Annotated in this window: 25 protein-coding genes and 1 pseudogene; 10 read left to right on the top strand and 16 right to left on the bottom strand. The window is 71.5% G+C overall.

Annotation, left to right across the window (positions count from 1 at the left end; translation table 11 throughout):
• Positions 1–143 precede the first annotated feature (143 nt).
• The 4 genes from TU30_RS20850 (at position 144) to TU30_RS20835 (ending at position 3,403) form a co-directional block, all read left to right on the top strand.
• The gene (locus tag TU30_RS20850; RefSeq protein WP_042172132.1) at positions 144–1,181 is read left to right on the top strand and encodes a metal ABC transporter solute-binding protein, Zn/Mn family; all 1,038 of its coding nucleotides are present in this window, start codon (positions 144–146) and stop codon (positions 1,179–1,181) included.
• Positions 1,182–1,227: 46 nt separating this feature from the next.
• Entirely contained in the window at positions 1,228–2,004 is a 777-nt protein-coding gene (locus tag TU30_RS20845) for a metal ABC transporter ATP-binding protein (protein ID WP_042172130.1), read from the top strand.
• A 6-nt stretch (positions 2,005–2,010) separates the two neighbouring features.
• A complete protein-coding gene (locus TU30_RS20840; RefSeq protein ID WP_042172276.1) occupies positions 2,011–2,913 on the top strand; it encodes a metal ABC transporter permease in 903 nt (300 codons plus the stop codon).
• 67 nt (positions 2,914–2,980) lie between these two features.
• Positions 2,981–3,403, top strand: a complete 423-nt coding sequence (locus TU30_RS20835; protein WP_042172128.1) for a Fur family transcriptional regulator — start codon at positions 2,981–2,983, stop codon at positions 3,401–3,403.
• Positions 3,404–3,469: 66 nt separating this feature from the next.
• Here TU30_RS20835 and TU30_RS20830 read toward each other — a convergent pair whose 3' ends face one another.
• Genes TU30_RS20830 through TU30_RS20815 form a run of 4 tightly spaced genes read right to left on the bottom strand, consistent with a single transcriptional unit; the run spans position 3,470 to position 5,584 of the window.
• The gene (locus TU30_RS20830; RefSeq protein ID WP_042172125.1) at positions 3,470–4,306 is read right to left on the bottom strand and encodes an isoprenyl transferase; all 837 of its coding nucleotides are present in this window, start codon (positions 4,304–4,306) and stop codon (positions 3,470–3,472) included.
• A gap of 34 nt (positions 4,307–4,340) precedes the next feature.
• Positions 4,341–5,087 (bottom strand): DNA repair protein RecO, encoded by a 747-nt coding sequence (recO, locus tag TU30_RS20825; protein ID WP_042172123.1) that lies wholly within the window; start codon positions 5,085–5,087, stop codon positions 4,341–4,343.
• A gap of 48 nt (positions 5,088–5,135) precedes the next feature.
• Entirely contained in the window at positions 5,136–5,351 is a 216-nt protein-coding gene (locus TU30_RS20820; RefSeq protein ID WP_042172122.1) for a hypothetical protein, read from the bottom strand.
• Positions 5,348–5,584, bottom strand: a complete 237-nt coding sequence (locus TU30_RS20815) for a hypothetical protein (protein ID WP_370626681.1) — start codon at positions 5,582–5,584, stop codon at positions 5,348–5,350. Before TU30_RS20815 ends, TU30_RS20820 begins: the two co-directional genes overlap by 4 nt.
• A gap of 4 nt (positions 5,585–5,588) precedes the next feature.
• Here TU30_RS20815 and TU30_RS38340 point away from each other — a divergent pair, with 4 nt between their 5' ends.
• Both TU30_RS38340 and TU30_RS20810 read left to right on the top strand, forming a co-directional pair.
• On the top strand, positions 5,589–6,239 hold the full coding sequence (locus TU30_RS38340; RefSeq protein WP_370626680.1) for a Scr1 family TA system antitoxin-like transcriptional regulator: 651 nt from the start codon (positions 5,589–5,591) through the stop codon (positions 6,237–6,239).
• 371 nt (positions 6,240–6,610) lie between these two features.
• Complete coding sequence (locus TU30_RS20810) at positions 6,611–6,895, top strand: hypothetical protein (RefSeq protein ID WP_042172272.1); 285 nt, start codon at positions 6,611–6,613, stop codon at positions 6,893–6,895.
• A gap of 57 nt (positions 6,896–6,952) precedes the next feature.
• On the opposite strand, the pseudogene TU30_RS20805 reads toward TU30_RS20810, so the two are convergent.
• The 3 genes and pseudogenes from TU30_RS20805 to TU30_RS37455 form a co-directional block, all read right to left on the bottom strand.
• A pseudogene (locus TU30_RS20805) lies at positions 6,953–8,184 on the bottom strand (hypothetical protein).
• Between the two features lie 84 nt (positions 8,185–8,268).
• A complete protein-coding gene (locus TU30_RS20800; protein WP_042172120.1) occupies positions 8,269–9,282 on the bottom strand; it encodes an SCO2521 family protein in 1,014 nt (337 codons plus the stop codon).
• Between the two features lies 1 nt (position 9,283).
• Positions 9,284–9,457, bottom strand: coding sequence for a hypothetical protein (locus tag TU30_RS37455; protein ID WP_234307933.1), 174 nt, complete (start codon positions 9,455–9,457; stop codon positions 9,284–9,286).
• Positions 9,458–10,748: 1,291 nt separating this feature from the next.
• On the opposite strand from TU30_RS37455, the gene TU30_RS20790 reads away from it, so the two are divergent.
• Positions 10,749–11,297, top strand: a complete 549-nt coding sequence (locus TU30_RS20790; RefSeq protein ID WP_042172118.1) for a GNAT family N-acetyltransferase — start codon at positions 10,749–10,751, stop codon at positions 11,295–11,297.
• A gap of 31 nt (positions 11,298–11,328) precedes the next feature.
• On the opposite strand, the gene TU30_RS20785 is transcribed toward TU30_RS20790, so the two are convergent.
• Positions 11,329–12,030, bottom strand: coding sequence for a TerB family tellurite resistance protein (locus TU30_RS20785; RefSeq protein ID WP_042172269.1), 702 nt, complete (start codon positions 12,028–12,030; stop codon positions 11,329–11,331).
• A gap of 183 nt (positions 12,031–12,213) precedes the next feature.
• Positions 12,214–13,935 carry a 2-isopropylmalate synthase gene (gene leuA / locus TU30_RS20780; protein ID WP_042172116.1) on the bottom strand — a complete coding sequence of 574 codons (1,722 nt, stop codon included), beginning with the start codon at positions 13,933–13,935 and terminating at the stop codon, positions 12,214–12,216.
• A gap of 351 nt (positions 13,936–14,286) precedes the next feature.
• Here leuA and TU30_RS20775 point away from each other — a divergent pair, with 351 nt between their 5' ends.
• The 3 genes from TU30_RS20775 (at position 14,287) to TU30_RS20765 (ending at position 17,096) form a co-directional block, all read left to right on the top strand.
• Entirely contained in the window at positions 14,287–15,357 is a 1,071-nt protein-coding gene (locus TU30_RS20775) for a M4 family metallopeptidase (protein WP_042172114.1), read from the top strand.
• 69 nt (positions 15,358–15,426) lie between these two features.
• Positions 15,427–15,693 carry a protealysin inhibitor emfourin gene (locus TU30_RS20770; RefSeq protein WP_042172112.1) on the top strand — a complete coding sequence of 89 codons (267 nt, stop codon included), beginning with the start codon at positions 15,427–15,429 and terminating at the stop codon, positions 15,691–15,693.
• A 74-nt stretch (positions 15,694–15,767) separates the two neighbouring features.
• Complete coding sequence (locus tag TU30_RS20765; protein WP_078878401.1) at positions 15,768–17,096, top strand: GH1 family beta-glucosidase; 1,329 nt, start codon at positions 15,768–15,770, stop codon at positions 17,094–17,096.
• A 161-nt stretch (positions 17,097–17,257) separates the two neighbouring features.
• Here the strand turns inward: TU30_RS20765 and era are convergent, their stop codons facing one another.
• The 7 genes from era to TU30_RS20730 all read right to left on the bottom strand — a co-directional run bounded on the left by era (position 17,258) and on the right by TU30_RS20730 (position 22,836).
• Positions 17,258–18,211, bottom strand: a complete 954-nt coding sequence (gene era / locus TU30_RS20760; protein ID WP_042172108.1) for a GTPase Era — start codon at positions 18,209–18,211, stop codon at positions 17,258–17,260.
• A gap of 162 nt (positions 18,212–18,373) precedes the next feature.
• Positions 18,374–18,853, bottom strand: a complete 480-nt coding sequence (locus tag TU30_RS20755; protein ID WP_042172106.1) for a hypothetical protein — start codon at positions 18,851–18,853, stop codon at positions 18,374–18,376.
• Positions 18,854–19,070: 217 nt separating this feature from the next.
• Positions 19,071–19,424: a cytidine deaminase gene (locus TU30_RS20750; RefSeq protein ID WP_042172104.1), complete on the bottom strand. Its 354-nt coding sequence runs from the start codon at positions 19,422–19,424 to the stop codon at positions 19,071–19,073.
• Positions 19,425–19,532: 108 nt separating this feature from the next.
• Positions 19,533–19,892 carry an MmcQ/YjbR family DNA-binding protein gene (locus tag TU30_RS20745; protein ID WP_042172102.1) on the bottom strand — a complete coding sequence of 120 codons (360 nt, stop codon included), beginning with the start codon at positions 19,890–19,892 and terminating at the stop codon, positions 19,533–19,535.
• Complete coding sequence (locus TU30_RS20740) at positions 19,889–21,259, bottom strand: hemolysin family protein (RefSeq protein WP_042172100.1); 1,371 nt, start codon at positions 21,257–21,259, stop codon at positions 19,889–19,891. Before TU30_RS20740 ends, TU30_RS20745 begins: the two co-directional genes overlap by 4 nt.
• Positions 21,256–21,753, bottom strand: coding sequence for an rRNA maturation RNase YbeY (gene ybeY, locus TU30_RS20735; protein WP_042172098.1), 498 nt, complete (start codon positions 21,751–21,753; stop codon positions 21,256–21,258). Before ybeY ends, TU30_RS20740 begins: the two co-directional genes overlap by 4 nt.
• 12 nt (positions 21,754–21,765) lie before the next feature.
• Positions 21,766–22,836 (bottom strand): PhoH family protein, encoded by a 1,071-nt coding sequence (locus tag TU30_RS20730; protein WP_042172096.1) that lies wholly within the window; start codon positions 22,834–22,836, stop codon positions 21,766–21,768.
• Between the last annotated feature and the right edge of the window lie 15 nt (positions 22,837–22,851).

Below are 22,851 nucleotides of genomic sequence, written 5' to 3'. Positions count from 1 at the left end.
CGAAGCGAGATTGCTTCCAGCGAAGGACTCAGGCTACCGGCGGGGCCTGCCCCCCGACCAATTCGGGGCCCCGCCCCGCTGTGCCCAGCACCTCTCGTCCAGTTTGTTGACAACGGTTTCCATATTTGTTGAAAATGGGAGTCATGAACGTACGACGACGCCTCATACCCGCCGCAGCGGTGACCGCGGTCACCGCATTCGCCATGGGCACGCTGTCCGCCTGCTCCTCCGACAGCGCCGCCGCGGGCGACACCGGGAAGTTCGACGTCGTCGCCTCCTTCTACCCGATGGCGTTCCTCGCCGAGCAGATCGGCGGCGACCATGTGAACGTCACCAGCCTGACCCAGCCCGGCCAGGAGCCGCACGACCTGGAGATCAGCGCCAAGCAGACCGCGCAGCTCGAGGAGACCGACGCGGCGCTCTACCTCAAGGGCCTGCAGCCCACCATCGACGAGGCCATCGGCCAGTCCGGTGTGAAGACGAAGATCGACGCGGCCACCCTGACCACCCTGGAGACGCACGGCACCGAGGCCGGCGCCCACGAGGACGAGCACGGTCACGAGGACGAGCACGACGACGAACACGCGGACGAGCACGCGGACGAGCACGACGACGAGCACGCGGGCGAGGAAGAAGGCCACAGCCACGAGACCGAGGGCGGCGAGGACCCCCACGTCTGGCTCGACCCGGTCAAGTACGCCGAGATCGCCGAGGGCGTCGGCACGGCCTTCGAGAAGGCCGACCCCGACCACGCCGCCGACTACAAGAAGAACACCGAGGCCCTGGTCGGCAGGCTGAACGAGCTGGACACCTCGTTCGAGACGGGCCTGAAGGACCGCACGTCCGACGTCTTCATCACCACCCACTCCGCCTTCGGCTACCTCGCCGAGCGCTACGGCCTGACCCAGGAGGCCATCAACGGTCTCAGCCCCGAGGCCGAGCCCAGCGCCGCCCGCGTGAAGGAGCTCGCCGAGACGGCCAAGGCCGACGGCGTGACCACCGTGTTCTACGAGACACTGGTGAGCGACGGCACCGCGAAGACGGTCGCGGCCGACGCCGGACTGAAGACGGACGTCCTCGACCCGCTCGAGGGCATCACCGACTCCTCCCGCGGCGACGACTACTTCGAGGTCATGGAGTCCAACCTGAAGGCCCTGCGGACGGCTCTGGGAGCCGCATGACCGGCCGCCCGGCCGACCACCGACCGACCCACCGGAGGGCGGCAGCATGACGACGAAGTCCGACCCCGTCATATCCCTGCGGGGCGTCCACGCCGAGCTGGGCTCGCGCCCCGTCCTCCGCGGCATCGACCTCACCGTGCACCGCGGTGAGGTCGTCGCCCTGCTCGGCGCGAACGGCTCCGGCAAGTCGACGGCCGTGCGCAGCGTCATCGGCCAGGTGCCGGTCGCCGCCGGCGCGATCGAGCTGTTCGGCACCCCGCGGCGCCGCTTCCGCGACTGGGCGCGGGTGGGGTACGTCCCGCAGCGCACCACGGCCGCGGGCGGCGTGCCCGCCACGCTGACCGAAGTGGTCTCCTCCGGCCGGCTCTCCCGCACCCGCTTCGGCGTGTTCCGCAGGACCGACCGCGAGGCCGTACGGCACGCGCTGGGGCTGGTCGGCATGGCGGAACGGGCGAAGGACTCCGTGGACGCGCTCTCCGGCGGCCAGCACCAGCGGGTGCTGATCGCCCGCGCGCTCGCCGCCGAACCCGAGCTGCTGATCCTGGACGAGCCGATGGCGGGCGTCGACCTGGCCAGCCAGGAGGTGCTCGCGACGATCCTGCGCCACCAGGTCGCCCGGGGTGCCACCGTCCTGCTGGTCCTGCACGAGCTGGGCCCGCTGGAACCCCTGATCGACCGGGCGGTCGTCCTGCGCGACGGCTGCGTGACGCACGACGGCCCGCCCCCGGAGGCGGTCGGCCAGCACGCCCTGCCCGGCCACGACCACGTACACCCGCACGCACCGGCGGGCGTCGAACCGATCCGCACGGGACTGCTGAGCTGATTGCTGATGGACCTCCTGAACTACGCCTTCATGCAGCGGGCGCTGCTGGCGGCCGTCCTGGTCGGCATCACCGCCCCCGCGGTCGGCATCTACCTCGTCCAGCGCCGCCAGGCCCTCATGGGCGACGGCATCGGGCACGTCGCGATGACCGGCGTCGGCCTCGGCTTCCTGCTCTCCTGGTCGCCGGTGTGGATGGCGACCCTGGTCTCCGTCGTCGGCGCCGTCCTGATGGAGCTGATCCGCTGGTACGGCAAGGCCCGCGGCGACATCGCCCTCGCGATGCTGTTCTACGGCGGCATGGCGGGCGGCGTGATGTTCACCAACCTCGCCCCGACCGGCTCCAACGCGAACCTCACCTCGTACCTGTTCGGCTCCCTGTCGACGGTCTCCGAGTCCGACGTGACGGCGATCTGCCTCCTGGCCGCGTTCGTGGTGCTGGTCACCGTCGGCCTGCGCCGCCAGCTGTTCGCGGTCAGCCAGGACGAGGAGTTCGCGCGGGTCACGGGCCTGCCGGTACGGTGGTTGAACCTGCTCACCGCGGTCACGGCGGCGGTCACCGTCACCGTCGCGATGCGTGTGGTCGGCCTGCTTCTGGTGAGCGCGCTCATGGTGGTGCCCGTCGCCGCCGCCCAGGCGCTCAGCCGCAGCTTCGCCGCCACCTTCGCCATCGCCGTCGCGATCGGCGTGAGCGTGACCATCGGCGGCACGGTCACCTCGTACTACCAGGACGTGCCGCCCGGGGCGACGATCGTGCTGCTGACGATCGCCGCGTTCATCGTGCCGACCGTGCTGGCCACACCGCTGGCCCGCCGCCGCGCCCGTGCCCTGGCCGCCGCGCGGCCCACCCCGGACCTCGCGGAGTGCGCCGTTCCGGCCGGCCGGAAGCCACCCGGCGACGTCGGCGTCTGACCCGTCTCCGCCCGGCCTGGCACAATGGCCGCGGCAGGGCAGAGGCAGACGTGTGAGGAGGACACCGGTGACCACCGCTGGACCGCCCGTGAAGGGCCGCGCCACCAGGCAGCGGGCCGCTGTGGCGGCTGCGCTCCAGGACGTCGACGAGTTCCGCAGCGCGCAGGAGCTGCACGACATGCTCAAGCACAAGGGCGACTCGGTCGGGCTCACCACGGTCTACCGCACCCTGCAGTCCCTCGCCGACGCCGGCGAGGTGGACGTCCTGCGCACCGCCGACGGCGAGTCCGTCTACCGGCGCTGCTCCACCGGCGACCATCACCACCACCTGGTCTGCCGCAGCTGCGGCAAGGCGGTCGAGGTCGAGGGTCCGGCCGTGGAGACCTGGGCGGAGGCCATCGCCGCCGAGCACGGCTACGTCAACGTGGCCCACACCGTGGAGATCTTCGGCACCTGCGCGGAGTGCGCGGCGGCGTCGGGCGGCACCTGAGAACCCGGACACGGGAAGGGGCGCGGAGGTGATCTCCGCGCCCCTTCGCCGTACCCACGCCTTCCCCTACTGCTCCTGCCCGCCCTCCATGGCGAGCAGTTCCTCGTTCGGGATCGCCCCGCCGAAGCGGCGGTCGCGGGAGGCGAACTCCAGGCACGCGCGCCACAGGTCCCGGCGGTCGAAGTCCGGCCACAGGACGTCCTGGAAGACCATCTCGGCGTAGGCGCTCTGCCACAGCAGGTAGTTGGACGTGCGCTGCTCACCGCTCGGCCGCAGGAACAGGTCCACGTCCGGCATGTCCGGGTAGTACATGTAGTGCTGCAGCGTCTTCTCGTTGACCTTCGACGGGTCGAGACGCCCCGCCCTCACGTCCTCGGCCAGCGCCCGCGCCGCGTCGGCGATCTCCGCCCGCCCGCCGTAGTTCATGCAGAAGTACAGCGTCAGCCGGTCGTTGTCCTTGGTCTGCTCCTGGGCGATCTGGAGTTCCTTGGCGACCGACTTCCACAGCTTGGGCATCCGGCCCACCCAGCGCACCCGCACGCCCAGCTCGTCGAGCTCGTCACGGGACTTGCGGATGAAGTCGCGGTTGAAGTTCATCAGGAAGCGCACCTCGTCCGGTGAGCGCTTCCAGTTCTCGGTGGAGAAGGCGTACAGCGAGATGGCGCCGACGCCCATCTCGATCCCGCCCTGGAGCACGTCCAGCACCCGCTCGGCGCCGACCTTGTGCCCCTCGGTGCGCGGCAGGCCCCGCTCCTTGGCCCAGCGGCCGTTGCCGTCCATCACGATCGCCACGTGCTTGGGGACCAGCTCGCCCGGGAACTTCGGGGGCCGCGCGCCGGAGGGGTGCGGTACCGGCGTCCTGTACTCCCGGCGCTGACGCCCCAGGAACCCGCGTACGGCCATGTGCTTCTCGTCTCCTCGTACCGACGTGTCGTGCTTATTTCTCGACGTACCGCAGGGAGCGCAGCCCGCGCTCCAGGTGCCAGTGCAGGTATGCGGACACCAGCCCGCTGCCCTCCCGGACGTACCGCGCCTCGGACGCGTCCGCCGCCTCCCAGTCTCCCGTGAGCAGCGCACCGAGGTGGTCCAGGGCCTGCGGCGAGGGTACGACGCTGCCGGGCACCCGGCAGTCGGCGCAGACGGTCCCGCCGGAGGCGACCGAGAAGAACCGGTTCGGTCCGGGCATCCCGCACCTCGCGCAGTCGCCGAAGCTCGGGGCGTAGCCGTTGACGGCGAGGGAGCGCAGCAGGAACGCGTCGAGGACGAGATGCGGTGTGTGCTCGCCGCGGGCGAGGGTCCGCAGGGCGCCGACGAGCAGCAGGTACTGCTGGACGGCCGGCTCGCCCTCGTGGTCGGTGAACCGCTCGGCGGTCTCCAGCATGGCCGTTCCGGCGGTGTAGCGGGCGTAGTCGGTGACGATCCCGCCGCCGTACGGCGCGATCGTCTCGCTCTGTGTGCACAGCGGGAGGCCGCGCCCGATCAGCTCGCTGTTCTTGGAGAAGAACTGCACGTCCACATGGGAGAACGGTTCGAGGCGTGCGCCGAACTTGGACTTCGTGCGGCGCACGCCCCTCGCCACGGCGCGTACGCGCCCGTGACCGCGGGTGAGCAGCGTGATGATCCGGTCCGCTTCACCCAGCTTCTGGGTGCGCAGCACGATGCCGTCGTCGCGGAACAGACTCATGCGCCCATTCTCGCGTACGCGCGAAGCCGGCGGGCCCCGGGTCCGGCGTCAAGGCAGCTCACCCCGGCTGCGCGCGTTGGCGTACGCGGTCGCCGCGCGCAGCCGCTCGGCGGGGGTCGCCTGCCGCACCGCGACCGGCTCGGCGTCCCACTCCCGGCCCCCGCCGTACGGTCTCAGCTGGATGTAGGGCCCCTCGTGTCCCATCACGATGCCGATCCGCTCGGTCCGGGTGTCCACGACGTACACCCCGACCGGCGGTTTCACTTCGCCACCGCGGCCGCGAGCCGCCGCGCGGTCTCCGCGGAGCACCGCCCCCGCTCGGCGAGCGTGCGGGGCGCCTCCCGCGCAAGACTCACCGGGTCCAGCCCCAGTGACGGCAGAAAAATTCCGGTCTTCACGAGTAACGCCCGCAATTCTTTCACCACGTCCTCCGCTTCTTCGACGCAGAGCGCCGAGTGCCGTTCCTTCACCCTGCTCCCCTCCTTTTCGGCTTTCACGCTTATGCTCCTTGAGGTGCCTGCCGGAACCTACACTCGGAAGAGGTTTGTGCTCCACGGGAAAAGGGCCGCACAAAGGGGCTGGGAAAGGGATCGACAATGGCCAACGGTTCACGCCGGACGGCACGGGAGTTCTCCGGCGCGGAACCGGAGTGACGCCGGGAGGAGCCGGTGTTCACACAGGTGGAGCCGGGGACGCGGGTGTGCGTGCCGGACGGCCGCATCGGGCGATTCGAACAGGCAGTTCGCAAACCCGCCGCGGGACGTGGCCCGGCGGATCGACAGCACACTGCACACCGGCGGCATTCCCGAACGGATGCGGCGCAGCCCCATCAAGGACCAGACGCACACGGAGCACTTTTCACCCGCAGCCGGACCGGAGCGACCGGCGAAGGAAATCCGCGAGTACGTACCGGCGGTGGTTCCCGGACTCCTGCAAACGCGGGAGGACGCGCGGACGATGTTCCCGGCAGGCAACCCGTCGGCCGCCGACGAGCACATCGGGGAACCGGTCAAGGAGCGCCCGGACAGGGCTCAGGTCCTCGGGGCGCCACAGGGCCCGTGCACGGGGTGGCGCTGCACGAGACGGTGCCGCGCGCCTTTGCGGGCGGGCCGGCGATCACGGCCCACCGGCTCGGCCGCACCGCGGCCGTGACGCGGCGGCGCACGGTGCTGTCGCAGACGCCGCCCCTCCCCGCGGGGCGCGCCCCGTCCTGGCCGTCGGGGCGGCGGCCCGGACGGATTTCGTCCGTGTGGTGCGGGTGTACAACCCGTGCGGACGCCGGGTGGTTGTACGGTTGCGTGAGGTTTCACGCCTTAGTGGGTACACAGGGGGAAGCGTGCGGATACGCGGCTTCCCCCTGCGCCGGGTTCCTCCCAACTCCCGCTTTAACGCCAGGCGGTTGGTCCGATCGGAGGATGACCCGGCGATGACGCCGTTGGCATGACGCTTCGGCGGGGCTACAGCCGTGGCGGGCTCCGGGACGGTCTCCTGTGAGGTAGGACCGCGATTCTTTGGAGACCGACGTGACCGCCACCTCGTACGAGTACGGCCCCCACCACACCTACGTCGACCCGTACGCCTTCGACGGGAGCGCCTACGGCGACTTCCCGATCGCGCCGCCGCAGCCGGTGGAGCGGCTGGACATCGGCATCGATCCGCAGGACCGGCGGCGGCTGGAGCTCCACGCGGCCCTGACCGCCGCCGGTATCCCGCCGCTGCCCGAGGACCGCGAGGCCATCGACCGGCTCAGCGCCCTGCCCGGCAACATCAACAGCACGATCCAGCGCTGGCTGCAGCACGCCCTCTGACGCGAGGTGGGACAGGGAACGCGGGGAGGGCGTGGCACCCGTCCCGCGTACGGCAGCTCAGGTGCGGTCGACCATCCAGGTGCCGTCCTCCTCGTCGTCGACCCGCACCTCCAGTTCGCGGATGCCCATCCCCGCCTCCCAGAGCTTCCAGAAACGCTTCATCTGGTCCTGGACATGGTCGGGGTGGGCGATGAGCCGGGTCCTGACGTTGACGTCGCGCAGGTCCTGCTCGATCTCGAAGGACACCTCCTCGTCGTAGACGATGAAGTCGTTGGCGTGGCCGCGCTGGATGTGCGGCGGCAGTTCGGGCAGCACCGCCACACGCACCTCGATGCGCAGTGCCTCCTGCTCGTCGCACAGCCGCAGCAGCCGGTCGTCGAGTCACGGGCGCTCTCCAGCAGGAACAGGCACCGTACGGGCACCCCGTGCTCCTCGATCGCCTGCTTCTGCGCGTCGAGGTAGCGGCCGGCCGGTTCGCTGTTCCAGAACTCCCGGTCGACGGACGTACTGATGGCGCAGATGGACTGCTCCGCGACATGGGTGAGGGTGAGCATCCAGTCGTGGTTCTCCCCGTGGCTCTCCACGCTCAGCCGGGTGAGCGCGGACATGTGCCCGATCACCCGCTGCATCTCCAGCCGGATGAACGAGTAGAGGAGCGGGGATCCGGGCGCCAGGACGTCGGCGAAGCGCTGGGCCAGTTCGGGCAGGCCGTCCATGCGGACCCGGTCCAGCGGCGGGTAGGGCTGCGGGGGCCGGTCCAGTTGGGCGAAACGGCTCTCGACCAGGTGCTTCATGTCCTCGCTGTGCCGGGCGAGACCGGTCCGCAGGTCCTCCGCGTGCCGGGCGAGACCGGTCCGCAGGTCGTCGTCGTACCGCTGGAGGCCGTCTCGCACGGTGTGGTGCACGGTGGCGGCGGTCTCGGCCAGTGCGCGCTCCGCCCGCCGCTTCCGCCCCCGCGCCCCGCGGGGCGGGGCGAGGAGGTACTGGAGGGCCACGGCACCGCCGGCGCAGAGTGCGGCGGCGGCCAGCTGCCTGGCCGCACCGGCGTCCGGGGCCAGCAGCGCGGCGACGCCCCGGACGAGGAGGCCGAGGACCGGCCCGGCCGACAGCCGACGCGTCCACGGGTCCGGATCGGGGGGCTCGTCCGGCACGCTCGTCACGTCCGGTGCGACGGCCGGAGGGGGTGACGCCGTGCCGCCCGGTTCGCCCGGCGGGCCCGCCGGTGCGGGGACCGCCGGGCCGGGGTCGGGCCGGGTGCCCTCGGACTCGGGTGATGGTGCCGTGCTCATCTCGCTCTCCCCCGTTGGGATACACGTCGGATCGGGGTGCGCACCTGTGCGTGGGGCGGGGTCCGGCGGTTGACCGGTGCCCGGTCAGGGCCCCATGGCCCCCCTCCCGGTGGGGGGGGAGGGGATCGCGTGCAGGGTCAGCTGGTCACGGACGCGCTGTACGAGGTTGTGCCACTGCCGGGAGAAGCCGGGCCGTTCCTCCAGCGCGTCCCAGAGCGGGGCCAGGTCCTGCGCGACCCGGGCCCGGGGCATCCACAGATGCAGCAGATGGTCGACGGCGGGCCGCAGCACCCGGACCACGGCGGGATGCTCCTCCGCCGCTCCCGGCCGCTGCGGGCGCCGGGCGGGCGGTGCCCGCAGCGGCCGGATGCCGTCGAGGATGCGGACCACGGTGGTGAGCAGCCAGTCGTGCAGGGCGAGGTCGTCGCAGAGCCCGGCGATCCTGTCGCCGGGGGTGCCCTCGGGCACCCGGAGCCGGACGGTGCGCAGCTCGTCCTCGGCGAGGGTGAACCGTTCGACCGAGGGGCCGGCGCCCGGGTCCGCGGGCAGGGCCACCCAGCGGAGCCGGGTGGGGCGGGACCTCAGGGGCGGCCGGTGGTCGAGCAGGGGGTGGCGCAGCAGCCGGGTGTGCAGTCCGTCCGCGATCAGGCCGACGTCGAGATCGCCGTGCCGCCCGCCGCTCAGCACACCCTCGGCCACCGCCTCGCGGGGCAGCTTCCCGAACGGCTCGACCACCCCTGGCCGTACCAGGTACTGGCCCCACGGCCGCCGGTGGCCCGGACCGCCGGCGGGCACCCTGAAGTACGCGGAGGCCTGCAGCAGGCGCCCCTCGGTGAGGACGGCCCGTGCGGGGACCGTGCCGACGGCGCGGACCCGGGCGCCGTCGGCGCTGGGCAGGGGGCAGTCGACGCCGGTCAGGGTGTCGGGCGAGCGCCCGTAGGGGTTGGGGCGTTCGGAGAGCAGGACGCGTTCGTCGGCGCGCAGTGCCAGGAACTGGGCGGCGGCCCGGCTGTCGAGGGCCTGCAGGACCGGCAGCAGTGAGGTGCGGACCTCGCCGCAGGCGAGCACGACACGCGGGGCGGTCGTTGCCGGCCCCATGTCACGGCCCCGCGTGGAAGACGTAGGAGACGCGGTCGGCGACCGGGTCGGGGACGGTCATCCTCTCGCCGGCGGACCGGCGGGCGACCTGGCTCAGGGCCTCGGGGTCCACCTCGGTCTGGTCGAGGACGACGCGGACGGCGTGCTCGACGGGCAGGAACCGGTTGGGCACCACCGAGCAGGTCCGGTAGGCGGCGAACGGGTCCGCCCGGGGGTTGAGCCGGATCAGCGGGGGCAGTTCGTCCCAGTCCTCGGGGAAGCCGTCGGCGGTGTGCGGCCGGGGCGTCAGGACGGCCTCGCCCCCCGGTGCGCAACAGGCCCAGGCGGGCGAGCTGCCACACCGCGGCGAGGAAGGGGCAGGACCAGGTGCGCTGTCCGTCGGGTGCCTCGCTCCAGAGTTCGACGTCGAGGAAGACGGAGTGGCGGCGGGCCGCGGTCTCCCTGGGCGGCTGCCAGGCGGCGGCGATCACGTGCTGCCGGGTCCAGCGGTGGAAGACGAGCCAGCGGAAGGGCACGTACCGCATCCGGGGGTGGGCGGTGGCCGCCAGGACCATGTCCACGGCGTAGCTGCGGCCGGCGCTGAGGTCCACCACGGTCAGGTCGAACTCGCCGTTCAGCCGGAGCAGGAGGTCGACGCACCGGTCGAGGGTCTCCTCGCCGGTGACGAACTCGCCGCCGCCGGTGTCGCCGGGCAACAGGGCCAGGCGGCCCTTCGGTTCGACGGCGGCGTACGCGGGAGCCTCGCTCAGCTCGTTCCAGAACGCGTCCCAGGCCTCGTCGTAGCCCTTGGGAGACGTCTGCCGCTCCAGGTACTCGACGTTCGGCTGCGCGTACTCGAGCAGGACGATCTTCTCGCACCACGGGAGCATGGCCAGGCCCGGATAGAGGTTCGCGCCCGCGCCGACGTCGACACCCCGCATCGGGTCCGGGACCCCGCCGACGAAGCACCTGCCGAAGTAATCGCGCATCAACCGCACGATCAGCAGATCGACTTCGAGCGGAGTGCGGTAGTTGAGGTCGACGTAGACCTCGGGATCGAACTGCGCCCACGGCGCGTCGGCGTTGCGATCCATCATCGCCCTGTCGTGTTCCCTGTCCCGTCGGTACCGGACAAAACCCTGCCCTCCGCACGCCTGTCCTCGCGGACGTCGGCAGGTGGAGCAGAGTCTGCCGGTATTCGCACGGTAAACCGGTGCAGAACACCAGGAGAGCCGGGAATCCGGCCAGCCCCGGACGAAGAGGCGCACGGCAGGCGCACGTCAGCACTTCGCCGACAAAACACAACTCGCCCTTGCTGGGAGCGAGTTTGACGCCCGCTGTAGCGAGTTGAAGCAACCGGTCGCCACCGGGGCCCTCACTCTCAGGGATGAGCCTCCGCAGGGCTGCCGGTGTTGACGGCTGCGCGTTCGCCTGTCGTCCGCATGTCCACGCATCCGAACGTTCCGCACGTCCCGACTGAGGGTGGCATGACCGCCGAACCGCTGGAGCACGCCCTGGACCGCCGCCGGTTCCCGGGGGAGCCCGGCCCGTTCCCCGATCCGCGGCCTCTGGTCCTGCGGACGGCACAGGAGTCCGACCTGCCCGAGCTCCGACGGCTCGACGAGGCGGTCTTCCAGGAGGTCGCGTACCCCGCGTTCCTGTTCCGCCAGCTCTACGACATGTACGCCGAGCATCTCCTGGTCCTCGACGACGGCGGGGGACGCCTGCGCGGCTACGTCCTGGCCGCGACCACGGCGCTCAACCGGGAGAGCTGGATCCTCGGCCTGTGCGTGGCCGAGGAGCGCCGCCGTCACGGACTGGGCCGGGAGCCGATGGTGGAGGTCCTGGCGCGGCTGCGCGGGAGCGGCATCGAACAGGTCCGGCTGACGATGGAACCCGCCAACCGCGCGGCCATCCTGCTCTACCGGTCCCTGGGCTTTCGCCTCGAGCACCCCGACGCCGGGCTGCGCCGGGACTGCTTCGGCCCCGGTCAGGACCGCCTGGTCATGCACCTCGGGCTCACCGGCCTCCACTGAGCCGGGCCCGGCCAGGGCGGTCGGGACGCGGTCAGGACGGCGTCCGGGCCACCGTCAGCAGGCGGGTCACGTCCGTCGCGCAGAGGGTGAGGGCGGCGCCGACGGTGGCCAGGGTGTCGCGTTCGGCGGGGGTGTAGGGGCCGTCGGCGAGGGCGATGCGGGCACCCTGGAGGAAGATCGATTCGCGGCCGGGGGCGGAGAGGTGCGGGGCCAGCGGGTCGAGGGCCTCGTGCAGTTCGATGGCGAGGCCCGCCGCGCAGGGCTCACCGGTGAAGCGGCCGGTGTCGGCGGCCAGCGCCTCGACGAGGGCCGCCAGCTGGTCCCGTGTGCAGTCGTCGACGCCGGCCGCGCGGACGACGGTCACGGCGGTCTCCAGGGAGGCGCGCGCGCAGGTGCCGCCCGCGGCCAGGACCGCGAGGGCGACGGTGTGCACGGCGTCGCGGAGCATCGCGGAGAAACGGGTGGTGGTGGGGTGGTCCAGGACGTCGGTGCCGAAGTGGCGGCGGCAGGCGGCGCATTCGACGACCGGGCCGGTCGTGCCGCGGGGCGCCACGGGCACGCCGAGGAGGGCGAAGCGGCGCTGTCCGGTCAGCCGCCGGTAGTTGCGGTCGCCGCCGCAGCCGGGGCAGAAGAACTCGCCGTCGCCCACGGCCGTCCACGCGGTCCGGGTACCCAGCAGGCGCGAAAGTCTGGCCACAGCGGCACGGCCGTCGGGTCCCCGTCCTGGCAGCACGTCGCACCTCCACATCGCCCCGGCCTCATCGCCGCGCCCCCGTGATGTTAGCCACATCGGTGAGGCCGAGTCAGCACCCCGGGCGAGACCTTTCCGTGATCTCCACGGGATTTGGCCGGTAAACGACGGGCCCCGCCCGCCGGAGGTGGCGGGCGGGGCCGTCGGAACCCTCGGAGCGGCTGTTCAGCGGGCCGCCCGGTTGACGGCCGAGACGACCGCCTTCAGCGAGGCGCGGGTGGTGTTGGCGTCGATTCCGATGCCCCACAGCACCTTGTCGCCGACGGCGCACTCGATGTACGAGGCGGCCTGCGCCGAGGCGCCCTCGCTCATCGTGTGCTCCTGGTAGTCGAGCAGGCGTACGTCGATGCCGAGGGACTGCAGGGCCTCGAAGAACGCCGAGATCGGGCCGTTGCCGGTGCCGGTCAGCACGGTGTCGACGCCGTCGACGGCGGCCTCGACGGTGAGCGTGTCGACGCCGTCCCGGTCGGTGGTGGACTGGCCGTTCTTGACCTGGACGCGGCCCCAGGGGTTGTCCGGGTTGGGCAGGTACTCGTCCTGGAACACCGACCAGATGTCGGCCGGTGTGACCTCGCCGCCCTCCGCGTCCGTCTTCGCCTGGATGATCTTCGAGAACTCGATCTGCATCCGGCGGGGCAGGTCCAGCTTGTGGTCGTTCTTCAGGACGTAGGCGATGCCGCCCTTGCCGGACTGCGAGTTGACGCGGATGACGGCCTCGTAGGAACGGCCGACGTCCTTGGGGTCGATGGGCAGGTACGGCACCGCCCACTCGATGTCGTCGACGGTGACGCCCCTGGCCTTCGCGTCGGCCTCCATGGCGTCGAAGCCCTTCTTGATGGCGTCCTGGTGGGAGCCGGAGAAGGACGTGTAGACCAGGTCGCCCACGTACGGGTGGCGCGGGTGGACCTCCATCTGGTTGCAGTACTCCCACGTCCGACGGATCTCGTCGATGTCGGAGAAGTCGATCTGCGGGTCGACGCCCTGGGAGAACAGGTTCATGCCCAGGGTGACCAGGTCGACGTTCCCGGTGCGCTCGCCCTGCCCGAACAGACAGCCCTCGACGCGGTCGGCGCCGGCCATCAGGGACAGCTCGGCGGCGGCCACGGCCGTACCGCGGTCGTTGTGCGGGTGGACGGAGAGGCAGACGTGCTCGCGGCGGGACAGGTGGCGGCCCATCCACTCGAAGCGGTCGGCGTGCGTGGACGGCGTGGAACGCTCCACCGTCGCGGGCAGGTTGAGGATGATCTCGCGGCCCGGACCCGGCTGGTGGACGTCCATCACCGCCTCGCAGACCTCCAGCGCGAAGTCCAGCTCGGTGTCGGTGAAGATCTCGGGGCTGTACTGGTAGCCGAAGTGCGTCTCGGGGCCCAGCAGCTTCTCCGCGTACTCCACGACCAGCCGGGTGCCGTCGACGGCGATCTGCTTGATCTCGTCCCTGGAGCCGCGGAAGACGACCCGGCGGAAGACCGGCGCGGTCGCGTTGTACAGGTGCACGGTGGCGCGGTGGGCGCCCTTCAGGGACTCGACCGTCCGCTCGATCAGGTCCTCGCGGGCCTGGGTCAGTACGGAGATCGTGACGTCCTCGGGGATGGCGTCCGGGTCCTCGATGACGGAGCGCACGAAGTCGAAGTCGGTCTGGCCGGAGGCCGGGAAACCGACCTCGATCTCCTTGTAGCCCATCGCGACCAGCAGGTCGAACATCGCGCGCTTGCGGGCGGGCGACATGGGGTCGATCAGGGACTGGTTGCCGTCGCGCAGGTCGGTGGAGAGCCAGCGGGGGGCGGTGGTGATCCGCTTCTCGGGCCAGGTGCGGTCGGGGAGGTCGACCTGCTCGTAACGGCCGTACTTGTGGATCGGCATGGGGCTGGGCTGCTGGCGGTTCGCCATGATGCGTGGGCTCCTCGATGGTCCGCGGTCATCCGGTGGGATCCGGAAGGGACGGCCGACGGCGCAACGCCGAACTCCGCGGGGAGGGGGTCGGCCTCGACTACAGGCCCTCGCCGCGGCGGCTAAGGAGGAGCAGCCCGAAACGCATGATGCTCCGCAGCTTAACCGAGACGCGCTCCCGCGCGAGGTTCCGTATCAGTATGCGGGACCAGAGGGAGGAAGGGGACGAAAAGTGCCGCATACCACTCGAAGGCGCCCCGGGGCGGGAGGGGTGGCACATTCCCCCCGTCACGGTTGAGAATACGGTTGCCGACAGTGACATTCCCGTGACGCAGTGCAAGAGTGCGGAGCATGACGACCCACGGGGGCTTCGAGCCCGTCTTCTGCACCATCGTCCCGCCGCACGTCCTGGACCGGCTCGCGCGGGCCGACGACCCGGCGCTGGCCGGCCCCGCTCGCCGCACCCTCCAGCGCGACGCCTACGAGCGCACCCAGCGCCGCCTGACCACGGTGGTGGGCGCCGCGGCCGTGGCGCCCCCCGCCGGGGCCGAGCCGGGCAGGCCGCACCGGACGGTCCACGACGCCCGGCACCGCACCGCGCTGCCGGGGACGAAGGTCCGCGAGGAGGGCGACGAGCCCGGCAAGGACGCCACCGTCAACCGCGCCTACGCGGGCCTCGGCGCCACCTTCGAGCTGTTCCTCAAGGCCTTCTCCCGCGACTCGATCGACGGCTGTGGCCTGCCGCTGGTCGCGACCGTGCACTACGACCGCGACTACAACAACGCGTTCTGGAACGGCGACCAGATGGTGTTCGGCGACGGGGACGGGGAGATCTTCCTCGACTTCACGATCCCCGTCGACGTCATCGGCCACGAACTCGCGCACGGCGTCACGCAGCACACCGCCAACCTCGACTACTTCGGGCAGTCCGGCGCGCTCAACGAGTCGGTGTCGGACGTCTTCGGCGCCCTCGTCAAGCAGTACACGCTGGGCCAGACCGCCACCGAGGCCGACTGGCTGATCGGCTCCGGGCTGCTCGCCCCGCGGGTGACGGGGGTGGCGCTGCGTTCGATGAAGGCGCCGGGCACGGCGTACGACGACGACGTCCTCGGCAAGGACCCGCAGCCCTCGACGATGGACGACTACGTGCGCACCGGCCGGGACAACGGCGGCGTCCACATCAACTCCGGCATCCCCAACCACGCCTTCTACCAGGCGGCCACCGCCCTCGGGGGCAACGCGTGGGAGCGGGCGGGGCAGGTCTGGTACGACGTGCTGACCGGCGGCGAGCTGGAGCAGGACGCGCAGTTCACGGACTTCGCGACGCTCACGGTGAAGGCGGCACGGGAGCGGTTCGGCGAGGGCGAGGAACTGCTGGCGGTGTCGAAGGCGTGGGAACGGGTGGGGGTGCCGGCGCGGTAGTGGGTGGGGGTGCCGGCGCGGTGGCAGCGGTGTGGGCGTCACGCCCGTTCTCGTACTAGACAGGGACCCATGCGTATTCAGGTGCGGTGTACGGGCGGGTTCGCGGGGATCGAGCGGCGGGCCGAGGTGGACACCTCGGCCCGGGCCGACGCCGCCGACTGGCACGCCCTGGCCGAGCGGGCCCTGGCCGCCGGCCGGGGCACCCCCCCGGCCGGGGTGCCGGACGGCTTCAGCTACCGGATCACGGTGGACGGGCGGTCGGTGTACTGCGCCGACCCCTGGCTGACCGGGGAACAGCGCGCGCTGATCAGCAGAGTGCTCAAGGAGGGAGCGTGATCGACGTTCTGTGCAACCTCCTTCGGCTGCGAGGGCGTTGACTTCTCTCGTGGCCGGTGCGGATGATCCACCCCATGGCGACGACGAACCCGGTCCCCCGCTTCCCGGACGGCTTCCTGTGGGGCGTGTCGACCTCGGCGCACCAGATCGAGGGCGCGGTGGACGCTCGCGAGCCGTCCGTGTGGGACGTGTTCACCTCCGAGCCGGGCCGGGTGCGGGACGGTTCCACGGCGGCGGTGGCCTGCGACCACGTGCACCGGCACCGCGAGGACGTGGCGCTGCTGTCCGGCCTGGGGGTGGACGCGTACCGCTTCTCCGTCTCCTGGCCCCGGGCGCGTGCGCGGGGCGGCCTGGACTTCTACGACCGTCTGGTCGACGACCTGTGTGCCGCGGGCGTACGGCCCGTGCCGACGCTGTTCCACTGGGACCTGCCGGCCGGTCTGGACTGGCTGGATCGGAACACCGCGGAGCGGTTCGCGGAGTACGTGTCCGAGGTCGCCGGGCGCCTCGGCGACCGGGTGAAGCGCTGGATCACCCTCAACGAACCCGCCGAACACACCCTGCTCGGGCATGCGCTGGGCGTCCACGCCCCCGGCCAAAAGCTGCTCTTCGACGCGTTGCCGGTGGCGCACCACCAACTCCTCGCGCACGGAATGGCGGTACGGGCCCTGCGTGCGGCCGGCGCCGGTGACATCGGCATCACCAACTCCCACGGCCCGACCTGGCCGGCCTCCCCCGACCCGGCGGACGTGGCGGCGGCGGACTTCTACGACACGCTCCTGAACCGCCTGTTCGCCGACCCCGTGCTGCTCGGCCGCTATCCGGACGGTCTCGGCGACCTGATGCCCGGCGACGTCGAGGCGGACCTGCGGACCATCGCCGAGCCGGTCGACTGGTACGGCGTCAACTACTACGCGCCGACCCGGGTGGGCGCCCCGCAGGGCACGGAGATCGACTTCGGCGGTGTCCGAATGCCGGCCGAACTCCCCTTCTCCGTGCGGGAGATCGAGGGTTTTCCGGTGACGGATTTCGGCTGGCCGGTGGTCCCCGGGGCCCTGACCGAGCTCCTCACCGGCTTCCGCGACCGCTACGGCGACCGGCTCCCCCCGGTCCTCATCACCGAGAACGGCTGCTCCTACGAGGGCATCGACGACCAGGCCCGCATCACGTACCTCGACGGCCACCTCCGCGCCCTGCACCGGGCACTGGAAGCGGGCGTGGACGTACGCGGCTACTTCGTGTGGTCCCTGATGGACAACTTCGAGTGGGCGGAGGGCTACACCCGTCGCTTCGGCCTGGTCCACGTGGACTTCGAGACCCAGCGGCGCACACCGAAGGCGTCGTACGGCTGGCTGCGCGAGGTGCTGCGCGAGCAGCAGCGGGGCCGGCCGGCCGGCACCTGAGGGACCTGCGGCGCCGAAGGCGCCCGGGTTCACGTCAGAAGCCCGGACGGCGCGTCTGCTTCGGGTCACGCTGCCAGACCTCGGCCACCTCGACATGCGGGTCCGGGCCGCATCGGCATGCGGCTACCGCCGCCCGGCAGGAGCCCCGGCACCACCCCGCGTCAGAAGCCCAGACGGCGCAACTGCTTCGGGTCACGCTGCCAGTCCTTGGCCACCTTGACGTGCAGGTCCAGGAAGACGGGGGTGCCGAGCAGTGCCTCGATCTGCTGGCGGGACTTGATGCCGACGTCCTTCAGACGCTTGCCCTTGGGGCCGATGACGATGCCCTTCTGGCTGGTGCGCTCGATGTAGAGGTTGGCGTGGATGTCGAGGAGGGGCCTGTCGGCGGGGCGGTCCTCGCGGGGCAGCATCTCCTCCACGACCACGGCGATGGAGTGGGGCAGCTCGTCGCGGACGCCTTCCAGGGCGGCCTCGCGGATCAGCTCGGCCACCATGACCATCTCGGGCTCGTCGGTCAGGTCGCCCTCGGGGTAGAGGGCGGGGCCCTCGGGCATCAGCGGGATGAGGAGGTCGGCCAGCAGGTCGACCTGCTGGTTCGCGGTCGCCGACACCGGGACGATCTCCGCCCATTCGATCCCGAGTTCCCTGCCGAGCTGGTCGACGGCGATCAGCTGCTCGGCCAGCGCCTTGCCGTCCACCAGGTCGGTCTTGGTGACGATGGCGGTCTTCGGGGTCTTCCTGATCCCGGCCAGTTCCTTGGCGATGAAGCGGTCGCCGGGGCCGAGCTTCTGGTCCGCGGGAATGCAGAAGCCGATCGCGTCGACCTCGGCCCAGGTGGTGCGGACCACGTCGTTCAGCCGCTCGCCGAGCAGCGTGCGCGGCTTGTGCAGACCGGGGGTGTCGACGAGGATCAGCTGCGCGTCGGGGCGGTGGACGATGCCGCGCACGGTGTGCCGGGTGGTCTGCGGCCGGTTGGAGGTGATCGCCACCTTCTGCCCGACCAGAGCGTTCGTGAGGGTGGACTTGCCCGCGTTGGGGCGGCCCACGAAGCAGGCGAAGCCGGCCCGGTGGACTGCTTCGGCGGGCTGCTCGGATGACTGGGTACGAACGCTCATGCCGCCCATTCTCCCTGATCCCCGGAGCCCCGCCGTACCACCCGCCCGCGGCGGGCCCCGGAGGGCCGGGCACCCCGTGAGATGTCCGGCCCGGGAAACAGGGGGGAGCAGACAGCGGTGGAGCAGCGGTCGAGTGGGGCTCGACCGGGACCGGTCGAAGGATCAGTCGAAGACGAACGGGCCCGGTGACTGCGGTCCCTCCGCCGTGCAGGTGATGGTGATGAAGCCGAACACGGTCATCCGCAGCGAGCCCCCGTACGCCTCCAGGCTGTCGCCGGAGGCCACGGTGCCGTCGAGCGGGCCGACGGAGAGGGGGTCGCCGGTCGCCATGGCCGGGTTCTTCGTGCCGGCGAACCTCACGGTCCCCCCGTTGTTGTTCACCAGCGTGAGAGTGGAGTTGATGGAGTCCTGGCCGAGGGCGACGGGGGCGGTGAACGCGGAGGTGCTGAGGGTGAGGGTGGCGGCCGAGCCGTTCTGGGTCGCCGTGAGGGTGGCCTCGCCACCGCCGAAGCTTCCGCAGTCGGCGGTGATCGTCGCCGTCCCGGGGGCGACCGCGGCGGCGGACGGGGCGAAGGCGAGCCCGCAGACCGCGAGCGCCCCCGCGACCAGTGACGCGCCTGTTCCGATTCGTGTGCCTCTCATGGAATCCGGTTCCCTTTCCGTGGGGGGAAACGCCCGGCAGGTGAGAGCGGTCGTCACGCTGCGCGGGCCGGGGGGACCGACGGACCGCGCCTGACGGCCCGTCGGAACAACGGTTCCATTGATGCGTGGGAGGCAGGGCACGGCAAGGTTGAATTCCGGCCCATTTACCGCCGGTAACACCCGAGGGGGCAGGGCGCTCCAAGGGCTCCGGATCGGGTCAGCCCGCGGTCGACGTCCCCCGGACCGTCCCGTCCGGGCCGGCCAGGACCACCGGGGTCCCGGGGCCGCCGAGGTCGCGTACCGCCGCGCGGTCCGCCTCCGGCACCGAACCGGCGTCCGTCACCACGGCCGCCGCCTCCAGCGACTTCGCCCCGGACGCCACCGCCATCGCCACCGCCGTCTGCAGGGCGGTCAGCTTCAGGGAGTCCAGGTCCACGGTCCCGGCGACATAGGTCCGGCCGTTCTCGTCCCGTACGGCGGCCCCCTCGGGCACACCGTTGCGGGCCCGCGCGGAACGGGCCAGGGTGACGATCTTGAGGTCCTCGGGGTCGAGCGCGCTGCTGTCGGTCATGGCCCGAGCATACGGAGCGCGGCCCCGGGGACGTGCCCCAGGGCCGCCTGCGACGCCGTGTCACGGGACCGCCGGGGCTCCCCTGGCGCGGGGCCGCGCCTCAGCTCCTCACGCGCGGTCGAGGCGGAGGCGTTCGGCGCGGGGGAGGCCGGCGACGACCAGGTCGTAGGAGTCCTCGACCAGTTCCCGGACCAGCCGGTCCGGGAGGCCGCCGTCGACGGTCACCGTGTTCCAGTGCCTCTTGTTCATGTGCCGGCCGGGGACGATCAGCCCGGGGTACTCGGCGCGGAGCCGGACCGCGTCGTCCGGGTCGCACTTGAGGTTGGCCGTCAGGGGCCGCGCGTCCAGGTTCGTCAGGGCGAAGAGCTTGCCCCCGACCTTGAAGACCGAGGTCTCCGGGTTGAACGGGAAGTCCTCCACGGCCGCGCCGAAGGAGAGGCAGAGGGCGCGCAGCCGTACCGGAGTCATACCGACGGCCCCCCTGCCCGCTCGTCCCTCTCGCCCCGCTCCTGCGCCTCCTGCGCCTCGTCCCGGGACGGGTCGGCCTGCTCCCCCGGGTCTCCGGGGGCGACCGGCTCCACCAGCACGGTGACGATCTTGTTCCGGCGGCCGGCCGCAGCCTCCGCCGTCAGCCGCAGCCGGCGCTCGTCGGGGAGTTCGACCACGGCGGACGCGCCCGCGATCGGTACCCGGCCGAGCATCTTGGCGAGCAGTCCGCCGACGGTCTCCACGTCCTCGTCGTCGTACTCCTCCAGTCCGTACAGCTCGCCGAGGTCGGTGATGTCGAGGCGGGCGGTGACCCGGTGGCGCTCCTCGCCCAGTTCCTCGACCGGCGCGATCTCACGGTCGTACTCGTCGGTGATCTCGCCGACGATCTCCTCGAGGATGTCCTCGATGGTGACGATGCCGGCGGTGCCGCCGTACTCGTCGATGACGACGGCGACGTGGTTGCGTTCCTTCTGCATCTCGCGCAGCAGGTCACCGGCGTTCTTGGTGTCGGGCACGAAGTACGCGGGCCGCATCGCCGTGGACACCAGCTCGCTCTCCGCGTCCCGGCTGATGTGCGTCTTGCGGGCCAGGTCCTTGAGGTACACGACGCCGACGATGTCGTCCTCGCTCTCGCCGGTCACCGGCACCCGGGAGAAACCGGAGCGCAGGGCGAGGGTGAGGGCCTGCCGGATGGTCTTGTAGCGCTCGATCATCACCAGGTCGGTGCGCGGGACCATGACCTCGCGGACCAGGGTGTCGCCCAGCTCGAAGACGGAGTGCACCATGCGGCGCTCCTCGTCCTCGATCAGCGACTCCTGCTCGGCGAGGTCGACCAGCGCGCGCAGCTCCGCCTCGGAGGCGAAGGGGCCGCGCCTGAAGCCCTTGCCGGGGGTGAACGCGTTGCCGATGAGGATCAGCAGGTTCGGGACCGGGCCCATGATCCTGGCCAGCGGCAGCAGGACGTACGCCGCCGCCGTGGCCGTGTTCAGGGGGTGCTGGCGGCCGATGGTGCGCGGGGAGACGCCGACGGCGACGTAGGAGACGAGGACCATGACCGCGATGGCGATCAGCAGGGCCTCGGCGGTGCCGTCGAACTCCCGCAGGCAGGCGTAGGTGACCAGCGCGGCGGCGGCCATCTCGCAGCCGACGCGGACCAGCAGGGCCACGTTGAGGTAGCGGGTCGGGTCGGCGGCGAGCTTCGCGAGCCGGGCGCTGCCCCGGCGGCCGGAGCGCGCGGCCTCCTCGGCGCGGAAGGTGGAGACCCGGGCGATGCCCGCCTCCGCGCAGGCGAACAGCCAGGCGACGACGATCAGGGCGATCGCGCCCAGCACGAGGTGCGGGCTCATGACACGGTCGGGGCGGGGGACGGGCCGGTGATGCCCTTCTCCGCGCGCCAGCCGTCGACGATGGCGGCCTGCAGGCCGAACATCTCGGACTTCTCGTCGGGCTCCTCGTGGTCGTAGCCCAGCAGGTGCAGCACACCGTGGACGGTGAGCAGCTGGAGCTCCTCGTCCATGGTGTGCTGCGTCGGCGCCTCGGCGCCCTGCCTGGCGGCGACCTCGGGGCACAGCACGATGTCGCCGAGCAGCCCCTGCGGCGGCTCGGCCTCGTCCTTCGCGGGCGGCCGCAGCTCGTCCATCGGGAACGACATGACGTCCGTCGGTCCCGGCAGGTCCATCCACTGGATGTGGAGCTCTTCCATCGCGGCGGTGTCCACCACGATCACCGAGAGTTCGGAGAGCGGGTGGATGCGCATCCGCGCGAGCGCGTAGCGGGCGATGTCGAGGACCGCCTGCTCGTCGACCTCGGTTCCGGACTCGTTGTTGACGTCGATCGACATCTGCTGCTCGGTCTACTTCCCCTTGTGCCCGGACCTGCCCCGGCCGCTCTCCCGCGTGCCGTTCTCGGTGCCGTGCTCGCTGTCGTACTGCTCGTACGCGTCGACGATACGGCCCACCAGCCGGTGCCGGACGACGTCGTGCGACGACAGCCGGGAGAAGTGGACGTCCTCGACGCCCTCCAGGATGTCCTGCACCTGCCGCAGCCCGGACTTGGTGCCGCTCGGCAGGTCGACCTGGGTGACGTCACCCGTGATGACGATCTTCGAGTCGAACCCGAGCCGGGTGAGGAACATCTTCATCTGCTCGGCGCTGGTGTTCTGCGCCTCGTCCAGGATGATGAAGGCGTCGTTGAGCGTCCGGCCCCGCATGTACGCCAGCGGCGCGACCTCGATGGTCCCGGCCGCCATCAGACGGGGGATGGAGTCGGGGTCGAGCATGTCGTGCAGGGCGTCGTAGAGCGGACGCAGGTACGGGTCGATCTTCTCGTAGAGGGTGCCGGGCAGGAAGCCCAGGCGCTCTCCGGCCTCGACCGCGGGGCGGGTCAGGATGATGCGGTTGACCTGCTTGGACTGCAGGGCCTGCACCGCCTTGGCCATGGCGAGATAGGTCTTGCCCGTACCGGCGGGGCCTATGCCGAAGACGATGGTGTGCTGGTCGATCGCGTCCACGTAGCGCTTCTGGTTGAGCGTCTTGGGACGGATCGTGCGGCCGCGCGAGGACAGGATGTTCTGCGTGAGCACCTGGGCCGGGGTCTCCCGGCCGTCGCCCTCCCCGTCCTCGGCGGTCCTCAGCATCGCGATCGAGCGTTCCACCGCGTCCTCCGTCATCGGCTGTCCGGTGCGGAGCACCAGCATCATCTCGTCGAACAGGCGCGAGACGAGGGCGACCTCCGTGGCGTCGCCGACCGCGCTGATCTCATTGCCCCGGACGTGGATGTCGGCCCCCGGGAAGGCCTTCTCGATCACGCGGAGGAGGGAGTCGCCGGATCCCAGCACGGTCACCATGGGGTGCTTGGCCGGGACGGTGAGCTGTACTCTCGCCTGCTCCTGCGCGGGGGTGTGATCTGTGGGTGTCTGAGTCATGGGCCGGCTCTGAAG

The sequence above is a fragment of the Streptomyces sp. NBRC 110035 genome (genome assembly GCF_000829695.1).
Taxonomy (GTDB): Bacteria; Actinomycetota; Actinomycetes; order Streptomycetales; family Streptomycetaceae; genus Streptomyces.
This window is presented reverse-complemented; position numbering and strand designations above follow the sequence as displayed.